Here is a 19417-nt window from a genome sequence, read left to right on the forward strand (position 1 = left end):
TGTAACGGAAAGAAAAGTGGCCAAATATAAAAGCGACCGAATCACGGTCGCTCCACTTTTTAACCGAAGTCTCTCTAGTCCAACTCCATATAAAAGAGATTCGTCGTATGATCTTTTGTAATCGTATGCGCTCCTGGAGCAAGTGACACACTAACAATACCATTCGTCATGGGATAACTCGTTCCATCAATCTTGATCTTGGTTCCGTCTGCCGAATTAAACACTAATGTTAATGTAGCGGTTTCCGTAGAGGTAAAGGTAATACGGGTTGAACTCTCGATTTTCAAACATTGGGTTAGCGTTAAGCCGTTATACACCACAGTTCCCTTGGTTGTGGAGAGATTCCCTACAACATTAAAGAAATCGCTTTCCACTCCGGACGTTGTGAAGTTGTGAACTTGTTCTCCGGTGGACGGCTCTGGTTCTGGTTCCGGCTCCGCCCCGGTTGAATTCCCGCCTACGGATACAAGTTGAGTGGTGTAGCTGCTTATTTTAGCCATAAGAGCTGTATTGAGGGCATAGGATGTGTCGTCAACGGCATCATTGAATTCCCAGGTGAAGTCCCCGTTATTCAGGCGTCCGGCTTGTGCGGTAACGATCTGTTCCACATCGCTTACGTTATCAATGTCGGCGCTATTTACACCCGTATCGACGGTTGTATCGAAGTTATTATAAGCCGTTCCTCCCACGAATGCTTTGTATGAGCTTGGTACGATTTCATTTCTTGACGAAGCCAAGTATGCATCGAATGAGGTTGCATTTGCCGGAGCTGTTCCGGTATTGGAATTGGCATAAATCAGACTATCCGCATCTACGATCCTATTGTTAAAGGCCTTAATCACGCCTCCGTCTTCGCCCGAGAATGTCCCTTCACCTAGAGCATCCGTACCTTGCAAGGAGCTCAACATCGGGTATTTGGCATGTCTAAAGTAATTGGATTCCACAAAGGCCGAAGCTCCCGTTGTCACACCGACCCCATATTTTGAGACTCCGTCATAGAAGTTATTATAGATGTGAACCGATGCCAATCGGATTCGTGGATGGCGGGAGTCCGAGTGATCAAACCAGTTATGGTGGAAGGTGACAAAGAATTCCTCCGATTCACTCAAACCGACCAAAGCCGCTTTTCCCGAATCCCAGTAGTGATTGTAAGAGATGGTAATATAGGTTGATCCTTTTTTCAGGTCCGTTGAACCATCGCCCTTGGCCTGGTCGGCATCTCCTCCTGCAGTTCCATAAAACAGATCGTTATTATGCACCCACACGTTGACGTTTCCTGTATCCATGGAAATCCCGTCATCAGGGAACAACATGAGCCCCAGGTTTCTCACTTCCACATTCCCGACATATCTAAGGAGCACTCCCCACCCATAAGCGTAAGCGTCGTCTCCGATCCCTTCGATCGTCATATTCATTTCCGAATATTCATTTTTGCCTTTTACTTGAAGGTAGCCGCTGCTATTCAGTTGTCCGCTCATGTCGTCATCTGTAACTTTTCCAATAAATCGAATCGCAAGAGGGGTTGTATCATATCCTTTTTGTCTTAGCGTCAAAATCTCGCCGATCCCCACGCCCGTTTGAATTCCGCCTGAGCTATTGATTTTCACATCAAGGGTGACGGTTCGTGCCGTTTCGGAGGTCACATAAATAACTTGTGCACCATCCTTAAGTGTTCCGTCATCATTGTAGGCACCCGAGCCTGTCTCGTATGGCGAGTCTGAGGAAAAAGCAAATCCAGATCGATCATGCGGCGCTACGGATAGGTTATTCGAAACGACACTTACCGTTGAACCGTCCGTCAGCCTGGCTTCAACCTTCATTATATAATTTCCGGCCGAAAGTCCAACGGCATCCGCTCTCCAATAGGAAGGGTATTGTCGGATCAGCTCATTATCCATTTGTTGATAACTGGAATCCGGGGCGCCTGCGTGTTTAACATATACATTGTATCCCTCCGCATTACTCACGGGGGACCATTCTATATACGCCGTTTCATTCCAGCCCCCACCGCCGATGATCGAAAGACCGGCAGCATGGACCGTTGTCTTATTCACCCATCCCCCCGCTATGAGAGCTAGCGCCAGAGAAAACAACAACACCATGCCGGTTACCTTTGCAACGCTGTTCTTCATTTCATCTCCTCCTTTTTTTATTCACTTGTGCTATTGTAATCGCTTGCAATAAATTAGAGCTTTCTTATCAGCCTCCTCGCTTTATGGACCCTGTCTGTCAAAAAATGTCCTTGTTTAAATCAACAAATTTTGGAATTCCACCCACAGCATATCAGCTGTGAAAGCAGTTCCGAAACAATCATTTTGTTATAACCTGCGCATTCCGCGATATTCTGAGTTAATGATTATAAGTCAGGGAAATGACACTTCCTCTTGGACAACATCCATCCGGGATGGTCTTGAACGGCTGAAAGCTGCAGATACAAGACGTAGATTGGGCTTTCAGGCTTGTCGTCCGGACGCAAACAAAAAAGCGACCGGTTAAGGTCGCTTTGGAGAGAGTTTCTAAAGCTCTCTATGGGCTGGCTGCATCGCATAGATTTTATGGAGGCGAACCGTGTAGCTTGGCAGGATGTACGGCATGCCGCATTAAAGCTTACCCATTATGTAACGGCGTAAGCTTTTTGTATTACTCTGTTATTCAGTTCGGCAGCGATTAATAGCGTACAGATTCTCTCATTATGATACCGCCATCCAGCATTGTTGAAGTCCATCGATTTGCGTTATTTGAGGACACTGGTTCCGCTATTTCCTTATTTTCACCGATTTCGCAGCAATAAGCGGACAAGAGATCCGCTATTGCGGGATTTATCGTGGATTAATCCGTGATTATGATACAATAGCGGATCCTCTGTCCGCGTAAACTCCATAATGGCCGATTCCCGTAAAATAACGGATCCTCTGTCCTCATGATCTTCTTAATGGGCGAATTTTAGCATATAGCAGGGCGTTTGTCCTATCAACTGGGCTTCTCGGACAGCAAATATTTTCCCAAGGTATTCAAGAAAATTACGGAAGGCCGCCAAGCCAAAGCGTCGAGTCCGAAATATAGAAAGGTACCACTCCGATCTATGGACCTATGGAGCACCCCTTTTTGCTTAAACCGAACACCGTGATCACCTGAGCACAAACGATGGGTAAAGAAACATTTATTCCATTCAACATAAATAGGCAAATGAACCTTCAACCGACGGGTTCATTCGCCTTTTCAAAAATGAAGAAAACCCGCTGTAGTGAGCGGGTTCTGTGTATGGTGGCGAACCACGGCTGTGTAAAACCACTATACACCGCCGAGTATTCCATTCGTTACCTTTCATACTTGTCTATCCAATTCGATTGTTGAAGCAATGTAGACGATACGGACCAAGTAGTAGATTTTCAAAAATAGATAGCTTCTAAAGCTCTCTATGGGCTGGCTGCATCATCCCTTGACTAGGGTGATCCTCTGAGTACTCGTAATATTGCGGCTGAACGGGCGCATGGATTTGTGCTTCCATCGGTGGCACTGACGGCTGCTGATAGGCCTCATCCACATACATGATTCTACGCAGAATTTGCATAAGCCCATTCACAACGCGCAGCGCAACCCAGTACAGGATAAGGCCAACGCCTACGTACAGCAGGTATTGCTGATTATAGGTCCAATCTATATGAAAATAACTAAACAAGCTATTCTCCAAAATATCAAGCTGCAGTTCATTCATCAAAATGATATGCACGACCGGAAGAGCAATCAACCCGAGTCCCAGTGAAATCACCGTTACCATAATAACAAAGAATACGATGCCAGTAACAAATCTTAGTAATACGAGCAGCAGGTTTCGAATAAATAGCGCTCCGTCAAAACCTCTCACCATTCGCTTCAACCAGTTCTCCCCAGCTTCAGATTGTTGATTGTAGGGATACGATACAGAAGGAGTAGGTAAACCTAAAATTTGTCTAATCATGCTTTGTTCAAAATTGACAATCCCATTCAACAGCTTGGCTACTCCAAAAAACAGCGGTATTCCGATAAATATTGGAGTCAAACCGATGGATAGTACAAGTCCCGTTATCGCTACTGTAAAATAAATAATCCCTAACGGGAGAGATAGCAAGAAATAGAGGATCGTTGCATAGGTTTTCGGATTAAAAAGCACCCAATTCACCTTGCCTGCCCGCGCCATTCCAGTCGCTTCTGTTGCCTTCATATTCAAACACCCCTTATAGCTTCATACGTCACGCTCCGAGTTATAAATCCATTATATCCGCCTTATTAGGCTGACATAACCGTCTTAGGGGGTATCTGAACCTAGACTTTAGACTAGGGACTGACCTGGCTCTGATGAACTTATTGAAGTAAAGTTCGCGCAATAAGCCCCATGTATTCCCTTTTATTATTCTAGAATCTGTGTTTTATTAAATATAGAATTAAGCTATCCTATTCACGTTTACTACCTAACTGAAGGAGATCTCTACATGAAACAGTCATTAAGTATCATCCCAGACCAATGGAAAAGAACTGGGATTGTCACGATCGGCGGCCTACTTATAGGAGCAGGATTTGCCGATTGCCTGATTGCCATGAATTCAATCGATTTAAATCAAATCGCTAGAGGGTTAACGATCTTTAGTGCAGGTCTGACCATCTTAGTCGTCATGGATAACTCTAAAACACAAAAGGAGACCGAGAAACTCCAAAAAGAAACACAACTTCGAATGGAAAGAATAGAAGATAAGCTGAACGCCCTTCATCAATCCCAACAAATAACGAATTCACAATTTCTTGAAATCAAAGAGCTGATGCATCAATCTAGTTCGGAGATCTAAAACTCAATACTTTGTTTCAGCTATAAAAGTAAAAACCCCGCTCAATGAGCGGGGTTTATGTATGGAGGCGAACCGTGGCTTGGCAAATTCACAATTCGCCGGGTGTATTGATTAGGTTACGGTACGCTAAGTAGCGGATCATAAAAAATGAGAGCTTCTAAAGCTCTCTATGGGCTGGCTGCATCATCCCTTGAGTGGGGTGATCCGCTTACCTCCATACCTCGGAGTTCTACTTAATCCAACCATCCCTTGCTACGTGCGATATCGATCGCCTCGATCCGTGTATTCGCCCCGAGCTTCCCAATCGCCTCCGACATATAGTTCCGTACCGTTCCGTAGGATAGAAACAGCTGTGCTCCAATATCTTGAAGAACTAAACCTTGAGCGGCCAACTTCATGACTTCACGCTCCCTGGGTGATAATGGACATGGATCATCCCATACTGCGAGCGATAATTCTGAATTGATGACACGTTTCCCATCATAGACCCGACGAATCGCATCAGCCAGTTCCTCGCTGCCCGTATCTTTAAGAAGATATCCATAAACTCCTGCCTGCATCGCCCGCTGGAAATATCCAGGACGCGCGAATGTCGTCAAGATGATGACACGACAAGCCAACTTATTTTTTTGAACCCATTCCGCAATATCTAACCCCGTTTTCAGCGGCATCTCAATATCCAGAACAGCTACATCGGGTTCATATTGCTGAATCATGGACATCACTTCTTCCCCATTTTCAGCTTGACCGACGACTTCAATATCATCTTCTAACGAGAGTAACGTTGCCAGTGCTCCCCTTAATAACTTTTGATCTTCTGCCAAAACAATACGAATCATCTAAGCGCTACCCACCTTTTCATTTCGTATTACCCTAGGTATATGTAAGGTGACTTCCGTCCCCTTGCCTGGGGACGAAGACAGCGACATACGACCATCGATCATAACCAACCGTTGCCGCAATCCGGCGAGGCCATTACTGCTAGTATAGAATTGTTCCGTATCTGCCCCAATACCGTCATCACTTACCGATACACGAACTTCCCCTTCCTGAATGTCTAGAAGAACGTTGCATTTTGTTGCTCGACTATGTCGAACCACATTCGTAATCGTCTCGCGAAAACACATCGCCAAAATCGTTTCCTGCAAGGGTGTTAACGGAAGCTGATTGTTCACTAAAGCGTCTTCCGTCCCTACATTAGAAGGTCTGGGATCTGAAATCGATTGATATTGAAAAAAAAGCGGTATGCCCGCAGCTGAACATAACGATACAGCATGCTTATATTCGTCAGCGAGATATGTAACTTTCATCTCCGTAACCAATTCACGCATTTGTTTCAAAGCTGCGCGTGCCGTTTCTCGTATTTCACGAGCCTCTGCTATCGCTCTTTCGGGATGACGATTGACCAATTTCTCAACGACCTCCCCTTTTAGTGCGATTAATGACAGCGTATGTCCCAACGTATCATGCAATTCACGTGCGATCCGCTCGCGCTCCTCCTGCTGTGCCATTCGTTCAGCTGTTTCTGCCCGCAGCCGCGCGGACTTCTGTTGAAACCTGGTCGAAGTTCGAATAATATACGGCAGAATACAGATGCCAAACATAGGCACCAGCCCTATCCATACTAGGCTGCCCATCCGATCCAAGTAAGGAACAGCGATAAATCCCATAGCTACCGTAAAAACGATCGTTATAGAGAGTAATATCGGCAGCTTTTGTTTGCTCAGCGGAGCAGCTATCATAAAACCCATAAACGTATACATAGGGTGAAATACAGCTGCTAAAATTAAAAGTATACCCACCTGAACGATCAATATCGGCGTGGCCCACTTTACATAAAAGTAGGATTGTCGAAACAATAGAACGAATATGCCTAACAGAACAAAGCCAAGCCACTGTATACTTGATGGCTCATAGAGTAAAAAGTACATGGGTATCATTAAATTTGTTAACAAAATATAAGGAGCGACTCCTTCCGATTTTGGAAAGAGACGCCACTTTTCTCTATTCAATTAGACCGCATCCCGTCGATTATATATATAGATTGATAGTAGCATAAAGAGGAGACCGCATCCTGTCAAAATTATGAAATCGATACTTGCTGGATTTTTTCCGGCGATCATATTCCATGCCCCATTGGCGTAACGGTGAGATGGAAGCCATTCCCCGACCGAGCCCATCCAACTTGGCAAAGTACTAAGCGGCATCCAAAGCCCCCCCACAATGGCAAGCCCCATCTGTAATACATTTCCGATGGCAACGGAGGTATTCGCATTTTTAAGCGTTCCTAACAAGGCACCAAGCGCCAGAAAAGATATGCTCCCGATCCATAACCATAATCCGCATAAAATCCATTGCCCGGCTGTCAATTGTATATCATGAACAAGGCCAGCCGATAAAAATATAACAACAATGACGATCAAGTGAACAGCCATTTGCGATACAATTTTGCTGCCAATCCAGACTGCAGGGGATAGTGGAGTCAGCTTCAACAAGCGTACCCACCCGTCTTGATGCTCGAACGATAGACGGATACCGAATTGGGATACGGCCGTACCAATCAAACTGAATGCCGTCATCGACATCAATGAAAAGACACCCCAAGTTGTCGATTGAATCGATTGATCTACTCCATTCATACTCGCAAATAAGAAGTAAAAAGCAAGCGGCATCGCAATGGAGAAAAGTAAGAAAAATGGACTGCGGACAATTCGTATACTTTCTGCTTTGGTCTGGGCAACAAACATATGTAACATGGCTATTTTCCTCCTAAAAATGTTTTATTATCGTATAATCGTTGGTTTATGTGTACCTGTAAGACTTAGGAATGTATCTTCTAAGCTCGCAGATTGTATATCAATATCTGAAATTCCCCATTCAGACTGCATCAGTGTAAATAACAATACATCGGTCTCTTGAGCATACAGACGAATTCGTTCGCCGTTGCATTCTGCCTTTTCTACACCAGGTAATGTGAGCCATTCCTGCTCCGCTGGCGCGTTCGCCGCTCGAAATGAAACGGTTCTAAGTGCTGTTTGAGCCTTTAAACGTTCTGGAGTCCCTTCCGCAACAACCTGTCCACTGGCGATGACTGCGATATGATCTGCGACAGCATCAGCTTCATCTAAATGATGTGTAGTTAAGAGCACCGTACGTCCGTCACTTGCCAGCGCTTGGATGGTGTCCCAAAAGCGGCCACGAGCCTCGATATCCATTCCGACAGTTGGTTCATCAAGCAGGAGAAGCTCTGGATTTCCCGCCAAGCTTTGGGCGAAGGCTAATCTACGGCGTTGTCCTCCAGACAGCGAGGATGCGCGTCGTTTCTGATCCGCGTGGAGACCCGAAATGTCTAACAATCGCTCTAGCGACATCGGATTACGATAATAACTGCGGAACAATTGAAGCACTTCTTTCACCGTAAGTCCATCTGCTGCTTTAACATCCTGCAAAAGCGCTCCGACGCGCTGCCGTAATTCTTTTGTGCCGGATGGCATCCCCAAGACCCTGACTTCTCCTGATGTTGGCTTGATCATTCCGAGTATCATGGAAATGGTTGTTGTCTTGCCTGCACCATTCGGTCCGAGCAATGCTGTTATTTGACCTTTCTCAAATGATAGATTCATATGATCAACGGCGCAGTAATCGCCGAATTTCTTTACTAGATTTATACATTCAATCGCCTTTGTCATTTTGTCCTAACCTCCGCTAATTTCTTCTTTCGTTACTTGATGTCCTCATTATATTGAAAAAGCGCGAGAATCAATTAGTGTGGGTTGTCACAAGCCGGTTATGACAAATGTCAGAAAAAAGAAAGCAAAAAAAGAAGGACCCCTAGGCCCTTCTTTTTTGAAACTAAAAAACCGAAAGCCTTGGGAGAATTTTAATGAAATAGGTGCTTATTTCGATCCAGATCGGCATGATCAAGCTGATTTCGTGGAAAAGGCACGCGACTTCGGTATTGGTTACTGGCAAACTTTAAATCTGATGAAGTGTAACACCTATATGATGACATTAGCCACGCTATATCAGGTATGGAAACAGCAGATTCGTGAGTTGTCTTTCCGGGAAATTACTCGTTATCATAAACTGTATAGTAAAGGCAAGGAAGTGCAATTTAAAGATTTTTGCACCGATTTTGGACATATAAAGAGACTTTTTTCAGAAAGCGATTGGCCACCAGAATCTGCATTATCCTGGGATATGATTAATGAGCTCCGATTGGTTCAAAATGTGATTAAACATGGGGATGGAACGGCAGCTGAACAGTTAAAAAAAATTCAACCTGATTATTTTCGGGATGTTAGCGGCACATTGATTATGGACCTGTATAGTAGCACGCTCAATGAGATTGCTTTATCAATTCCTGATACTACTATAGATCGGTACCGTGACGCCTTAATTGATTTCTGGAAAGATATGCCGGAACAGGTGCATTTCACTATAGAAACAGCACCTATTCAAGTAAAGGGACCAATAACCTTGCAGAAGGAGACAGATACCGGCTCATGGGCGCACTATGTGCAGGAACAGCGACTAACGTCAGGCTGCACCATACAAATCCGATCCCAAAAGAAAAAGTGGATATCTGGGACATATCAGTGGACTGGGGATCCAGCGGATCAAACTGAACTGCACAGCAAGAATTCATCTGATGTGCTTATTTTTCGTCTCAATCATCAGATTATTTTGGAAGTATAAGACTTTGAATTAACTGCGTTACTCTTACTCCTGACCATTGCAACTGCTTGCTCAAACGAAGAAATAAAAAGGATACCCGATGAAAACATTGAAAAAATTAGAGACACCTCCGATATCCCAGAGGTATTCAAAATTGACGATCTTTCTTTCAACTTAGAAACGGGAGAAATTGATGGAGTGTATTTTGATGCACAGAAGAGGAATACGGACTTATAGACAAGATATCCATGCGACCTTTTTTACTAGCCGTGATTAACTTAATTAAGGTTTTAATATAATTACAATCATTCACTAATAAAGACATCGCATGGTTATGAGAGATGAAAGCCGTCATCAATGGGCTGCCTATGACCGCCTGTCTAGGGACAAGAACATGGTCCCATAGAAAGTCGCTAAATAAAATAGCGGCTTTTTGTTTTATCAGCACAAGTTCTTCGACATACGTACAAAACACGACTTTTGCGCAAATGTACTTCAAAGAAAAATGAACACTTCGTAAAATTATCAATACCTAAGACATTGATCATCATCCAAACATCTATGTATTCATTATTTTATTCTCTCTAGCTTTTTAAATAACATCTGAAAAATAATCATTGCACTTCACACAGAAAAACGAATATTTCAACGAATTCAACTTCCCATGTTTAAATATTCCTACTCCACGACCGCATCCAGATCCTCAACACCAGGAAGCGTCCGGTATACAAAGTGAACGGTTCGGAGTAAAAGGTAACGAGTAGGGCGGAATTATGCTATATAAGTGTATGTTTCCTCTCAATTGCTGAATACCGCCTTAAAAGGGCACTTTGGTGTAAGCAAATCGATGTAATACAAATTTTCTTCCGCTTTTTCCAGATAGTTAACCTTTCGAAGTAGTATCATATGTGGTATTGTATATTTAAACAAGGTAGTATCTTATGTGGTATTGTATATTTAAACAAGGTAGTATCTTATGTGGTATTTTATATTTAAACAAGGAAAATAAGTGTCACTAAGGGAAACAAAGGTATATTTCAGGAATTACTAACTATAATAAAAAAATAGAGCCTCCACCGTTGGCGCGGTGAAGACTCTAACAGGATCAAAGGCTGTGAAACCTCACGGCGTGCAGGACAACAAAATAATTATTTAAGCAGAAAACCCACCGAAGGCCGTCAACCTATTATATGGTGGGTTTTTGCTTGCTTAGCTTTCGACGCATCCAGCGATACAGCTTCCGAACACTGAGCACAATACTCAGAGTGGCTGCAATACCTTTAAGAATATCGAGCAGCTCCACAAGGGCGATCATGGGATCACCCCCTTTACGAGAGGTTACGCCGTGATCGCTCCACCGCACTTTGTCCTTGTTTATGATTATAGCATCTAATATATGTCTTGTCCTAAGATATTCCAAGTCAAATCGGTCCTATATCTGTTCAAGATCTTGCATTTTTTTTTGGATTTTACGTAATGCCTTTGAAATTGGACTGTGATTTGCATAGCCAAGTTCTCTTCCAATCTCTGATAAATTCGTGGTCCCATTGCGAAGCAAGACCACAACCTGCTTTTCTTTATGATCTAAGATAGTCATGAGATCCTGCCAAAACATCTTATCTTCGACCTCACTGTATGGGCCTATGACAGGAATTGTATCCGAAAGCTCAACAAATTTCACTTTATATTTGGATCTTTTTTTATAGAGCTTTCGCTCAAAATCTTCACGTTCGTACGACCACTTATTTGAGAAATCCTCTTGTACACGATTTGACTTCACATCATCAATCAAGGATCTAAGTACTCCTCGCGAATCGGCACGTTCAACTACCTCATTTAATACTTCCCAGGCTTCATCCTCACCTTCCCAGATAGATCCTCCCATGAGTGGTCGGTAAACTGAAATGTTCTCAGGAATGTTGTTTCTAGCTTTTTCCAAAACTAATGCTTGTTTCTGATTCTCGACTTCCACTCGAGGATATTGCTTCAGACGATCCTCAATAACCATATTTACATAAGGAAGCCAGAAATCCAGATTATGAGCCAACACTTTAATTGGCTCGTCTTCACTAAAGTACTCCATTTTAGTACGAGCATTAAGTATTGGCCATATATAATAAGCGAAAGCTTTAGATAACCGTAGATCAAAATCTATTGGAAGGTTTCTCTCGATTATCCAATTCCGTAGCGAATGAGGCCATATACCGGATTTTAAGAGCGGTAAACCAAAAGCAAGTAAGATTCGAGCTGGCAGTAGATGATATAACGATGAGTACGCATAGTATCTGTTCCTTTTGAGCTCCGGAATTAAGTAAACATTCTCCTTTTGAAAACGCCTTAACCACTGTAGATTTTCAGGAATATCCTTTTCAAAAAATAAGTTTCGTATTTGTCCCATTTCCCATGTCAAATTCCACTGAGATATAAAACTATCAAGTTCAATTGTTTTTTCTTTGTCGTAATATTCCTCATTGATATAGACATACTCAGGCTTTTTGACTGCATTTGGTACCAGAACGTACTGAAAAATAAAGGCAGAAGATAAATTCCCCAGTTTGGGACAGTATTTGCTTTCCGGTTTTGTAAGCTCTGTTTCCCACAATTCCTTTTCAGTTATTTCTTCCATACTACACATCCCCCCAAAATTCATTCTAACTATATTACGGCAATATTTCTGCTCATTGTTCCATAAAATCGAAAAAAAATTATTAATAGCGAGTTCAATCTGTAGTTACAAACCAATCTATCTGAGTATAAGACAAACAATTCTGGGAACTTTTTGGTATGATCAAGGGGTTAATGAATATATCGTAGAAGAAAGGATTACTTTGTCATAACAGATTGATGACCTCGTCACGCACATCACTGCCATGTCTGCTCCCGATTCTCAAAAGCTGTTTAACAAGTTAAAAGAGTTAGAACCAATAAAGTCAGTTTTAGATACAGTCTCAGAACCCGATCGAACCAATACATTAAATAAATTAAAGACATTAGCAGTACAGAATACAACACGAGGTCCAGGTAGGCTGCCTTAGCAGTCCACTTGGACCTTGCGATTATGTTTAGACAGGGATCCTTCTTCTAGAAACGGCCCCTTTGATGGGATGCTTGTCCCCTTCGGCCGTCAGGACCCCTATGTGCTTTCCTCTTCGATCGTAGGCTTCAATTTCCCCATGTAGACCATCCTTGTGGTAGAAGTTCCCCGTTTTCCGATCCTGGTAAATCCGTTCCTTTTTCCATTTACGGTTGGTCGGCACCTTATCCATTAAAAAAGGATATTGGCTTGCCGGCATTTGAGCCCAGTTAACACTCGATTCTCTCATCAATTCTCGTAACTCCTTTGTTAAACGAAAAAAACGCCAGGGAACTCCCTAGCGCCTCATCGTTTCAGTTATTTTTGGACACAAAAAAAGCCCAAAGAAGGCCACTAGTTGTGGCTTCTCTGGGCTTACTGGATATGGTCCCTATCCTTAATAGTTAGAAGAGACCGCTAAATTATGTTTCTCCCCCTTTCAAACGGATTCATATATATAGCTGGCTGCTCGGCACTTTTTACAAGTAAAATGCCGTAAAAACAAAAAAAAGGCCCAAGCAGCTGCTTATTAAGCAGTCACTTGGGCCTGTGGGTATGCAATTGTAGTGAAAAAAAGAATGTAGTGGAAACAAAAAAAGCTCCCCCTTTCGCCAATTTGGCAAAAGGGGAGCTTAGTTTAAATATATATTCAGTTATTTAAAAAATTAAATCAAATAGTCCTTTCCCATGGATCGGTGGTCACTACGAATAAAGTTCATACAGAATACGGCTCGTCAGAGCCCCCCGCTTTTAAATATTATTAAAAATTAATTAAATATATATATCATATATACATGCATAAATCTCACACGCTTGTCTTAAAAATATAGACGTTTTACTCAGCTTCCAAATTTATTTTCATGATTTTCACCCATATGTTCCTCTTAGCTCTCTTCAAATTGAGGCTCACCGTGGGTTGAGTAATGTTTAATAGCTCAGCTATATCCCGTTGTTTGAACCGATTTGGCCCATAGGCAAGTGTGTAGACTTCCCTTTGCCTCTTCAAGTTCAAGAGATAATCCAATCTTAGATCAACAATCCGCTCATGCGTATCTTCAATACGTTTACGAGGGATCCCTTTTAGATCCATATTGCCTATTAGCTGAATTGTGCTTATCAAACTCAGTCGGGCTGCCTCTATATCTTCATCCTGTGGTGGTAAGGTACTTATTTCTATATACTCTCTTACGGCTTCAGATCTAGATCTCTTCTTTTCTTTATTGTTTGAATTCACATTTACTTTACGATCATAATATACACTCATCCGATCTCGGACCTTCAGCTTAATGAATGATAATAGCCTTCCTCGATCCGCAGAGAACTTTTCAGTGAACTCATTGATGATGTCATACATTAGCTTATCTTTAAAATCTTCTTTGTCTGCAGCGGAAAGATCGTTATAACGATAATCACTCACCGCAGCATTCAAGATTGGCGTAAAGTGTTCTTTAACAGCCTCATAATGAGCTTGGTTGCCTTCCTTGGCTTTTAACTGAATCAACATCTCCAAAATATCGCTATCCTCATAATTAGATCTATTATAGTATTTCTTTACCTCTAACATATTTTCAAATGGAGCATCCAGGAAACTGATCTTTGATACACCGAGATCCGCTAATTTTCCATATTTATTGTATATGATACTCAAAGCGTGATTCTCACTTACCGCTTGTAATGTTTCATTCACAGGCCTACCTGTTATTTGTATTCCTGTAATTTGATAGGTATTAAACAAGAGTCCACCTTCTTACGCTAATTCTCAGGTTTATTATTCGGAATGGCATGCTCCAGTAAAGCTCGAAGTATGGCCTTCTGCCACTTTCACCTATACCTCGAAGGCAGCTGAATTGGTAAACTGAGAGATCAAGTAAATTTCCTACTATAACAAACCTACGACGAATCAAAATATTGCGCTATGAGAAGGGCTATTATATATTTCATAAAATCTGTTTAATACCCATGCTCCTATTATAGGATAGTATCAGAAATTCCTTAATGGCTGTATGTAAACGAGTAGCCAGCTACTGACTGGTTCCCCTTCCCCAGGGGGTCTTATTTTGAGTTTAAAGGAATCTCATCTATTAATTCTGAACCCGTATTCTTAACGTTTCCTACTGCAGCAGAAACTGGATAAGACAGCATGTTTCTGAAGGGAAAGGTGATAACAATTCCTGAATGCTTTTATTATCTTGTACATCCGGATCCTTCCACTCATCATACAGACCTGCGAAACCATATACACCCTTTGACTCGATCTGAAAAACGATCTGATAACTCTTTAACTTTCAACTTGTAAAATTCACGCTGAACATTCAAGATGACTTCCAGCCCCTGCTCCTTCAATCGTTTGAAATCCGTAAACCATGCCTGAAGAACAACTTGAATTGATATAGGAGCTTATATTTCCTTTTCATCTCTACAGCCAGGAAGCTGTCCTTCATAAACTCCAAAATGCGCTTTGGTGTCTGCCGGTAAAATGACAACTTCTCTATAGGCGATACATCCTGCCTAGCATAATAATGCTCAATTCAGGAGCTTGAGAAAGAATTGGAGTCCCAGGACTATCAAGATTCAATGGATCAGCACCAGCAGTACCTGATGCTCCTATAATCTGCTTAATAGTAGTCGATTTACCGCTACCAGGTAATCCAATAAACACAATAGTTGGAGCTTTGCCGGCCTTTCGACATCTTATTACCACAAAACGTATTATTATCCCGAGCGACGGCAATGATCTTGTTCAAGCAAATAAGCCGACAGCTTCTCCATAAGCTTCGCCTTCTCCCGATCCAGTTCCATTAAACGTTGAATACGTTGATCCAAATCTTGTAGCTTGGCGTTTAATTCGTCCTCTGACAACTCACTTGACCATTCCGATACATCCCATTTTGGCAGATTGGCAAAAAACTTTTTCTTGTTCTCTTGATTTCCCAAACTAGCTACAAAAAAGTGATACCCTTGCCGTTCCATCTTTCCTTGCACATTCAGAACTGCAGCGTTGTTACCGGAAACAACCGCTACCTTTTTCCCCTGCTTAACCGCCAGATTCGCAAGGATGTTTAAGATCGTCTGGGTTTTACCCGTGCCCGGAGGGCCTTCTATAATACTGATGGTACTTTTTAAAGCCTGCTCAAGCGCGGCCTTTTGACTCAAATTGTACCTAAACGGGAAAATCGGTTTGCTTGTAACCGGGATATCACTTTTTATAGGTTTTTTCAGAAGATAATGACTCAAAACACTATCCGGATCTACATAATGTAGTTTTGAAAATTGCTTGGCCAGAAAAGCTTCCTTGTTCTCCTGCTCATCCTCACTCTTTGCATATTTTGAAATCGCACGCCAATAGTTCAGAATCTGACGTCCTTCAGCATTTTGGGTACTACTGCTTCTAACTTTGAATACGACCACTATCGTATGTACTAATACTCCCATTTTTGAAACACACCCGAATCTTTGGACCGAAATCTAGCACCCTTTTTACATTATAAAAAGGATATTCATCGTGAAAAACAGCCATACCCTCTGTTATGTCCTGAACGGTCGGCGTCAATAACTGTATATCATTGAGTTGATAAGGATAAGCCTTGGAAGAACCTTTATATATAATCTTTACTATTGGAGGATCCATTTCGTATGAAGATACATCCTCTGTCTTGTCATCACCTTTAACGATGATCATAAATTTCTCTTGGTCCATAGCAGCCTCTCTGTATCTGTAATCGATGTTATATACAGAGTCTTCTATGAATTGGGGATATATTCCTGCCGTGTAAAGGATTATTAGAGCGAAGATACCTTATCTAAAGGCGATTAGTGTGAAATTCCTTTGTAAGGGCATGGGAAGTAAGGGCTGATAGTCAATGTTTTACGGTATAAAAAAGACATGTGGTTCGTGTCTTTACGGCAGTTCTATGAGTGTTCTTACTAATCAGCCTATTCAGAGTACACCTCAATGATCATCGTCGCTCCTAGCCTAAAACCATCAGTAAAAGAAGCCGTCATTTCCAGCCCTTGGACTTGTCGATATAAATCTAATAGATCCTCGAGCTCTCGAAACTCATCTTCTGAAAGCCTCTTCTTCCAGGCATCCATAGACTCGGATATTTGCCGACTCAATTGGCGATACTGAGGGTCGGTGGAAACAGCCTTCTCTACAGGATTCAAATTTCCGTAATATAGGGACTCCAGGAAGTTTGGCATGGGATTCTCCTTCTTTTGTGCTTAAGACTTTTAAATAATAAGGTTAGTGTAACATAGGTTAATATACTATGTGGTACGCTTATGCGTAATTCGGAGTCTTTAAGAGAGAACATAAAACCGAAGCATAATAGAACAGCGAAAATTAATAATCTGTTTATGATTTAATACAGGATAAATAAAAAAACATCTCATATTAGTATTCTCCCCTCATGGTAGATAACGAAAAAGAGACATCTGTTAAGATGGTACATGTTGTTTGCTAGAGGGGATTTTTTCCATAGGGAAAACAGGAGGTCCAAACAAGAGTTATTCTGAGGAAGTTTCTTCTTCAAGTCGGAAGTCCGCGGTTTTAACAAACATATAAAACAACCCCATTCTTGTATAAGTAAGCTGGTTGGGAAATGGCATAGTATATAGCCGTGACAGCTAAAATGATATGTGTGTGTTTAAAACAGTTGTAATTACAACATTCTTAAAAAATTCACCTTCACCTTTTTTTAAAAGAATAATATTTTAATAAGGGCAGCGTGACAACTTGTTCCCCTTTAAGCTATATTATTTATAGCCATAAAAATCAAGGGGGATTTTTATTGAATCAGGAACTTTCATGGGAAAATACTATTAAGGAGCTTTTTTCTCAAGGTGACATTTTCCTAGCCGCAACAGAATTGGTAGATTTTCTTAGTGAGAAGCTAAACATTTCAAGAGTTTACGCTAGACAACTTATTAAGAGAGCAGTTGATAAGAAGCTAATTAAAAATAGTCATCCTTTTAAATTTAAGAATAACCAATATGTTTATATGGCACCCAATAAACATCTAAATCTAGATACATTGATTCAACTATCAAAAGAATATAAGCCTTCAATGTACCGTGCGCTCGCATTATTAAAAAAAGAAGGAAACATTCTATCGTTTTATGAGGCGAGGAAAGCTGCAGCAACCCCAGTTGAAAACATTGAACGATATAAACTCACTAAGTTGGATGAAGAAATTAAAGAGTTGATTTCTAATGATTTTCTTTATTCGGTAAAAGATGAAGAAAGAGATATTACATATCTAGCTATAAAGGAACTACAAGATAGTCCTGAAATAACTCGTTTAATGAGACTGCATTACGAAAAAATGCGCCTTGATAGTATGTTTATCCCAGATATATTGCGTTGGTTAAGGGAGCATAATTTTATTGATTCTGAATCCCCTTTATATCGGCGGATTGATAACCCTTCTATTGGCGCAAAACACAATGATTTTTTGTGGGATGTATGTACCTACACAAATACAACCGGCTTCGCAATAAATGTCGGTAAAAAAGAGAAGCAGACACTTGTAGTTTTAGATGTCTTAGTTCATCGCGAATACTTAAAAGTAGACCTAGATGGTTTTTATAATCGGATACAATCTGTAAGAAACAGTACACAATCTGGAGTACGAAAAATTCTACCCTTTATTTTTTATGTAGATATTGATGAAGGAGTTAAAAAGGAAATTGGCAGATTAAACCTTCTCCACTTTTCATTACAAAGTATTTTCGGAAGGAAAGTAACGGAACTAATTCAAAGATTGGATTCACTTCAGAAATCACTTAATAAACCGATTCAACACGACGACAATAATACAAATGATATCGTAGAAAATGTCGAAAAATCATTAAAATTAATGGATGAGACTGGCCATCTCGACAACTTACAGAACTTGAAAGGTGATATGTTTGAATCGTTAATGTATGTAGTCATATCAAACCTTTTCCCTCATAACAGTAGGATAGAGCATTCAAAAATATTAAAACCATACGAATATGATGTAATAGTTCAACGTGATGATGAAATTATTATTTTTGAACTTAAGGGTTTTAAGAATACTACCATTGTAAACTTGGGTGATAACCAAACAAAAAATACTGTGAAATGGTTCTTCGGGAAAACTTTACCTCACGCTAAATTAAAATATACAATGCCTTTGACAGCTTTTGGTTATGATAAATCAAAGATAAGGGCATGTTATATAACTTCTGCTAATTTTTCTACAGAAGCAACTTCATGGCTAGAAAAAACTAATGAGAGTAAGCTAAAACCAAAGAAGCTGGATTGCTACTATGATAGAAAAAAGTTGCTCTCTCTTATCAAATCAGACGAAAATTTAGAAAGTATGCGAGCGACCACTGGATTTGTAAGCTTATTAGAAAAGTACTACCTTAAGGAACTAACTTAGGTCTTAGGCCTCATTTAGCTACTACAAAAATAAACCATTTCACGCCTGACTAGAATTTTCGACAGCACGAAGTTGACATCCGCCTTGGTCGAGATCGTCTAGAGCATCATGCGCATATTGTGTCGCTCATGGGCAAGAAATCCATCGAGAGTTACGTTGAAAAAGTCATCATATACAATGAGCATGTCGAGTCATCTTCAAACTGGACACAGCGGACATTTTGCTGGTCGGCACCACTTTGACGCTTTTACCGCTACAGTCGCTAAAAAAGACCTTTTCGGGGAAGTAAGACGTGATGAAAAACCAAAACTGAAGTGACCCCCAAAAGTTAGACACGGTTATTTCATTAGGCAGCTTTCTCAAAATGAGTTCGGTACTGTACCGGACTCATTTTTAATTTTGCCTTTAACCGTTTGGTATTGTAGTATTCAATATAT

General features: G+C 41.2%; 17 protein-coding genes. 3 read left to right on the forward strand and 14 right to left on the reverse strand.

The window, feature by feature from the left end:
* Positions 1 to 74: 74 nt before the first annotated feature.
* Positions 75 to 2132: a pectate lyase family protein gene (locus tag AK95_RS07060; RefSeq protein ID WP_071219269.1), complete on the reverse strand. Its 2058-nt coding sequence runs from the start codon at positions 2130 to 2132 to the stop codon at positions 75 to 77.
* 1274 nt (positions 2133 to 3406) lie between these two features.
* The gene (locus tag AK95_RS07065) at positions 3407 to 4201 is read right to left on the reverse strand and encodes a sensor domain-containing protein (protein ID WP_071219270.1); all 795 of its coding nucleotides are present in this window, start codon (positions 4199 to 4201) and stop codon (positions 3407 to 3409) included.
* 268 nt (positions 4202 to 4469) lie between these two features.
* On the opposite strand from AK95_RS07065, the gene AK95_RS07070 reads away from it, so the two are divergent.
* On the forward strand, positions 4470 to 4820 hold the full coding sequence (locus tag AK95_RS07070; protein ID WP_071219271.1) for a hypothetical protein: 351 nt from the start codon (positions 4470 to 4472) through the stop codon (positions 4818 to 4820).
* Between the two features lie 233 nt (positions 4821 to 5053).
* Here AK95_RS07070 and AK95_RS07075 read toward each other — a convergent pair whose 3' ends face one another.
* The 4 genes from AK95_RS07075 to AK95_RS07090 are packed head-to-tail and all read right to left on the reverse strand — an operon-like array spanning position 5054 to position 8509.
* Entirely contained in the window at positions 5054 to 5659 is a 606-nt protein-coding gene (locus tag AK95_RS07075; RefSeq protein ID WP_071219272.1) for a response regulator transcription factor, read from the reverse strand.
* Complete coding sequence (locus AK95_RS07080; protein ID WP_071219273.1) at positions 5660 to 6832, reverse strand: sensor histidine kinase; 1173 nt, start codon at positions 6830 to 6832, stop codon at positions 5660 to 5662.
* Positions 6833 to 7576, reverse strand: a complete 744-nt coding sequence (locus tag AK95_RS07085) for an ABC transporter permease (RefSeq protein ID WP_071219274.1) — start codon at positions 7574 to 7576, stop codon at positions 6833 to 6835.
* Positions 7577 to 7603: 27 nt separating this feature from the next.
* Complete coding sequence (locus AK95_RS07090; RefSeq protein ID WP_071219275.1) at positions 7604 to 8509, reverse strand: ABC transporter ATP-binding protein; 906 nt, start codon at positions 8507 to 8509, stop codon at positions 7604 to 7606.
* A 100-nt stretch (positions 8510 to 8609) separates the two neighbouring features.
* On the opposite strand from AK95_RS07090, the gene AK95_RS07095 reads away from it, so the two are divergent.
* Positions 8610 to 9518: a hypothetical protein gene (locus tag AK95_RS07095; RefSeq protein ID WP_071219276.1), complete on the forward strand. Its 909-nt coding sequence runs from the start codon at positions 8610 to 8612 to the stop codon at positions 9516 to 9518.
* Between the two features lie 1165 nt (positions 9519 to 10683).
* Here AK95_RS07095 and AK95_RS35120 read toward each other — a convergent pair.
* The 7 genes from AK95_RS35120 to AK95_RS07125 all read right to left on the reverse strand — a co-directional run bounded on the left by AK95_RS35120 (position 10684) and on the right by AK95_RS07125 (position 16770).
* A complete protein-coding gene (locus tag AK95_RS35120) occupies positions 10684 to 10812 on the reverse strand; it encodes a hypothetical protein (RefSeq protein WP_268801958.1) in 129 nt (42 codons plus the stop codon).
* 117 nt (positions 10813 to 10929) lie between these two features.
* On the reverse strand, positions 10930 to 12123 hold the full coding sequence (locus AK95_RS07100; protein WP_083397550.1) for a hypothetical protein: 1194 nt from the start codon (positions 12121 to 12123) through the stop codon (positions 10930 to 10932).
* A 436-nt stretch (positions 12124 to 12559) separates the two neighbouring features.
* Entirely contained in the window at positions 12560 to 12820 is a 261-nt protein-coding gene (locus AK95_RS07105) for a colicin E3/pyocin S6 family cytotoxin (protein WP_071219278.1), read from the reverse strand.
* Between the two features lie 585 nt (positions 12821 to 13405).
* The gene (locus AK95_RS07110) at positions 13406 to 14305 is read right to left on the reverse strand and encodes a sigma-70 RNA polymerase sigma factor region 4 domain-containing protein (RefSeq protein WP_071219279.1); all 900 of its coding nucleotides are present in this window, start codon (positions 14303 to 14305) and stop codon (positions 13406 to 13408) included.
* Positions 14306 to 15282: 977 nt separating this feature from the next.
* Entirely contained in the window at positions 15283 to 16002 is a 720-nt protein-coding gene (locus AK95_RS07115) for an AAA domain-containing protein (RefSeq protein WP_083397551.1), read from the reverse strand.
* Positions 15959 to 16267, reverse strand: coding sequence for a hypothetical protein (locus AK95_RS07120; RefSeq protein ID WP_071219281.1), 309 nt, complete (start codon positions 16265 to 16267; stop codon positions 15959 to 15961). Before AK95_RS07120 ends, AK95_RS07115 begins: the two co-directional genes overlap by 44 nt.
* A 236-nt stretch (positions 16268 to 16503) precedes the next feature.
* Positions 16504 to 16770 (reverse strand): DUF6809 family protein, encoded by a 267-nt coding sequence (locus tag AK95_RS07125; RefSeq protein ID WP_071219282.1) that lies wholly within the window; start codon positions 16768 to 16770, stop codon positions 16504 to 16506.
* A gap of 590 nt (positions 16771 to 17360) precedes the next feature.
* Here AK95_RS07125 and AK95_RS07130 point away from each other — a divergent pair.
* Entirely contained in the window at positions 17361 to 18980 is a 1620-nt protein-coding gene (locus tag AK95_RS07130; protein ID WP_071219283.1) for a hypothetical protein, read from the forward strand.
* A gap of 346 nt (positions 18981 to 19326) precedes the next feature.
* Here the strand turns inward: AK95_RS07130 and AK95_RS33380 are convergent.
* Positions 19327 to 19417 (reverse strand): IS3 family transposase (locus AK95_RS33380; protein ID WP_162487510.1); only part of this gene is annotated, 91 nt, incomplete at its 5' end.

Origin of the sequence: Paenibacillus sp. LC231, assembly GCF_001860525.1 — a bacterium.
Lineage (GTDB): Bacteria > Bacillota > Bacilli > Paenibacillales > Paenibacillaceae > Paenibacillus_AQ.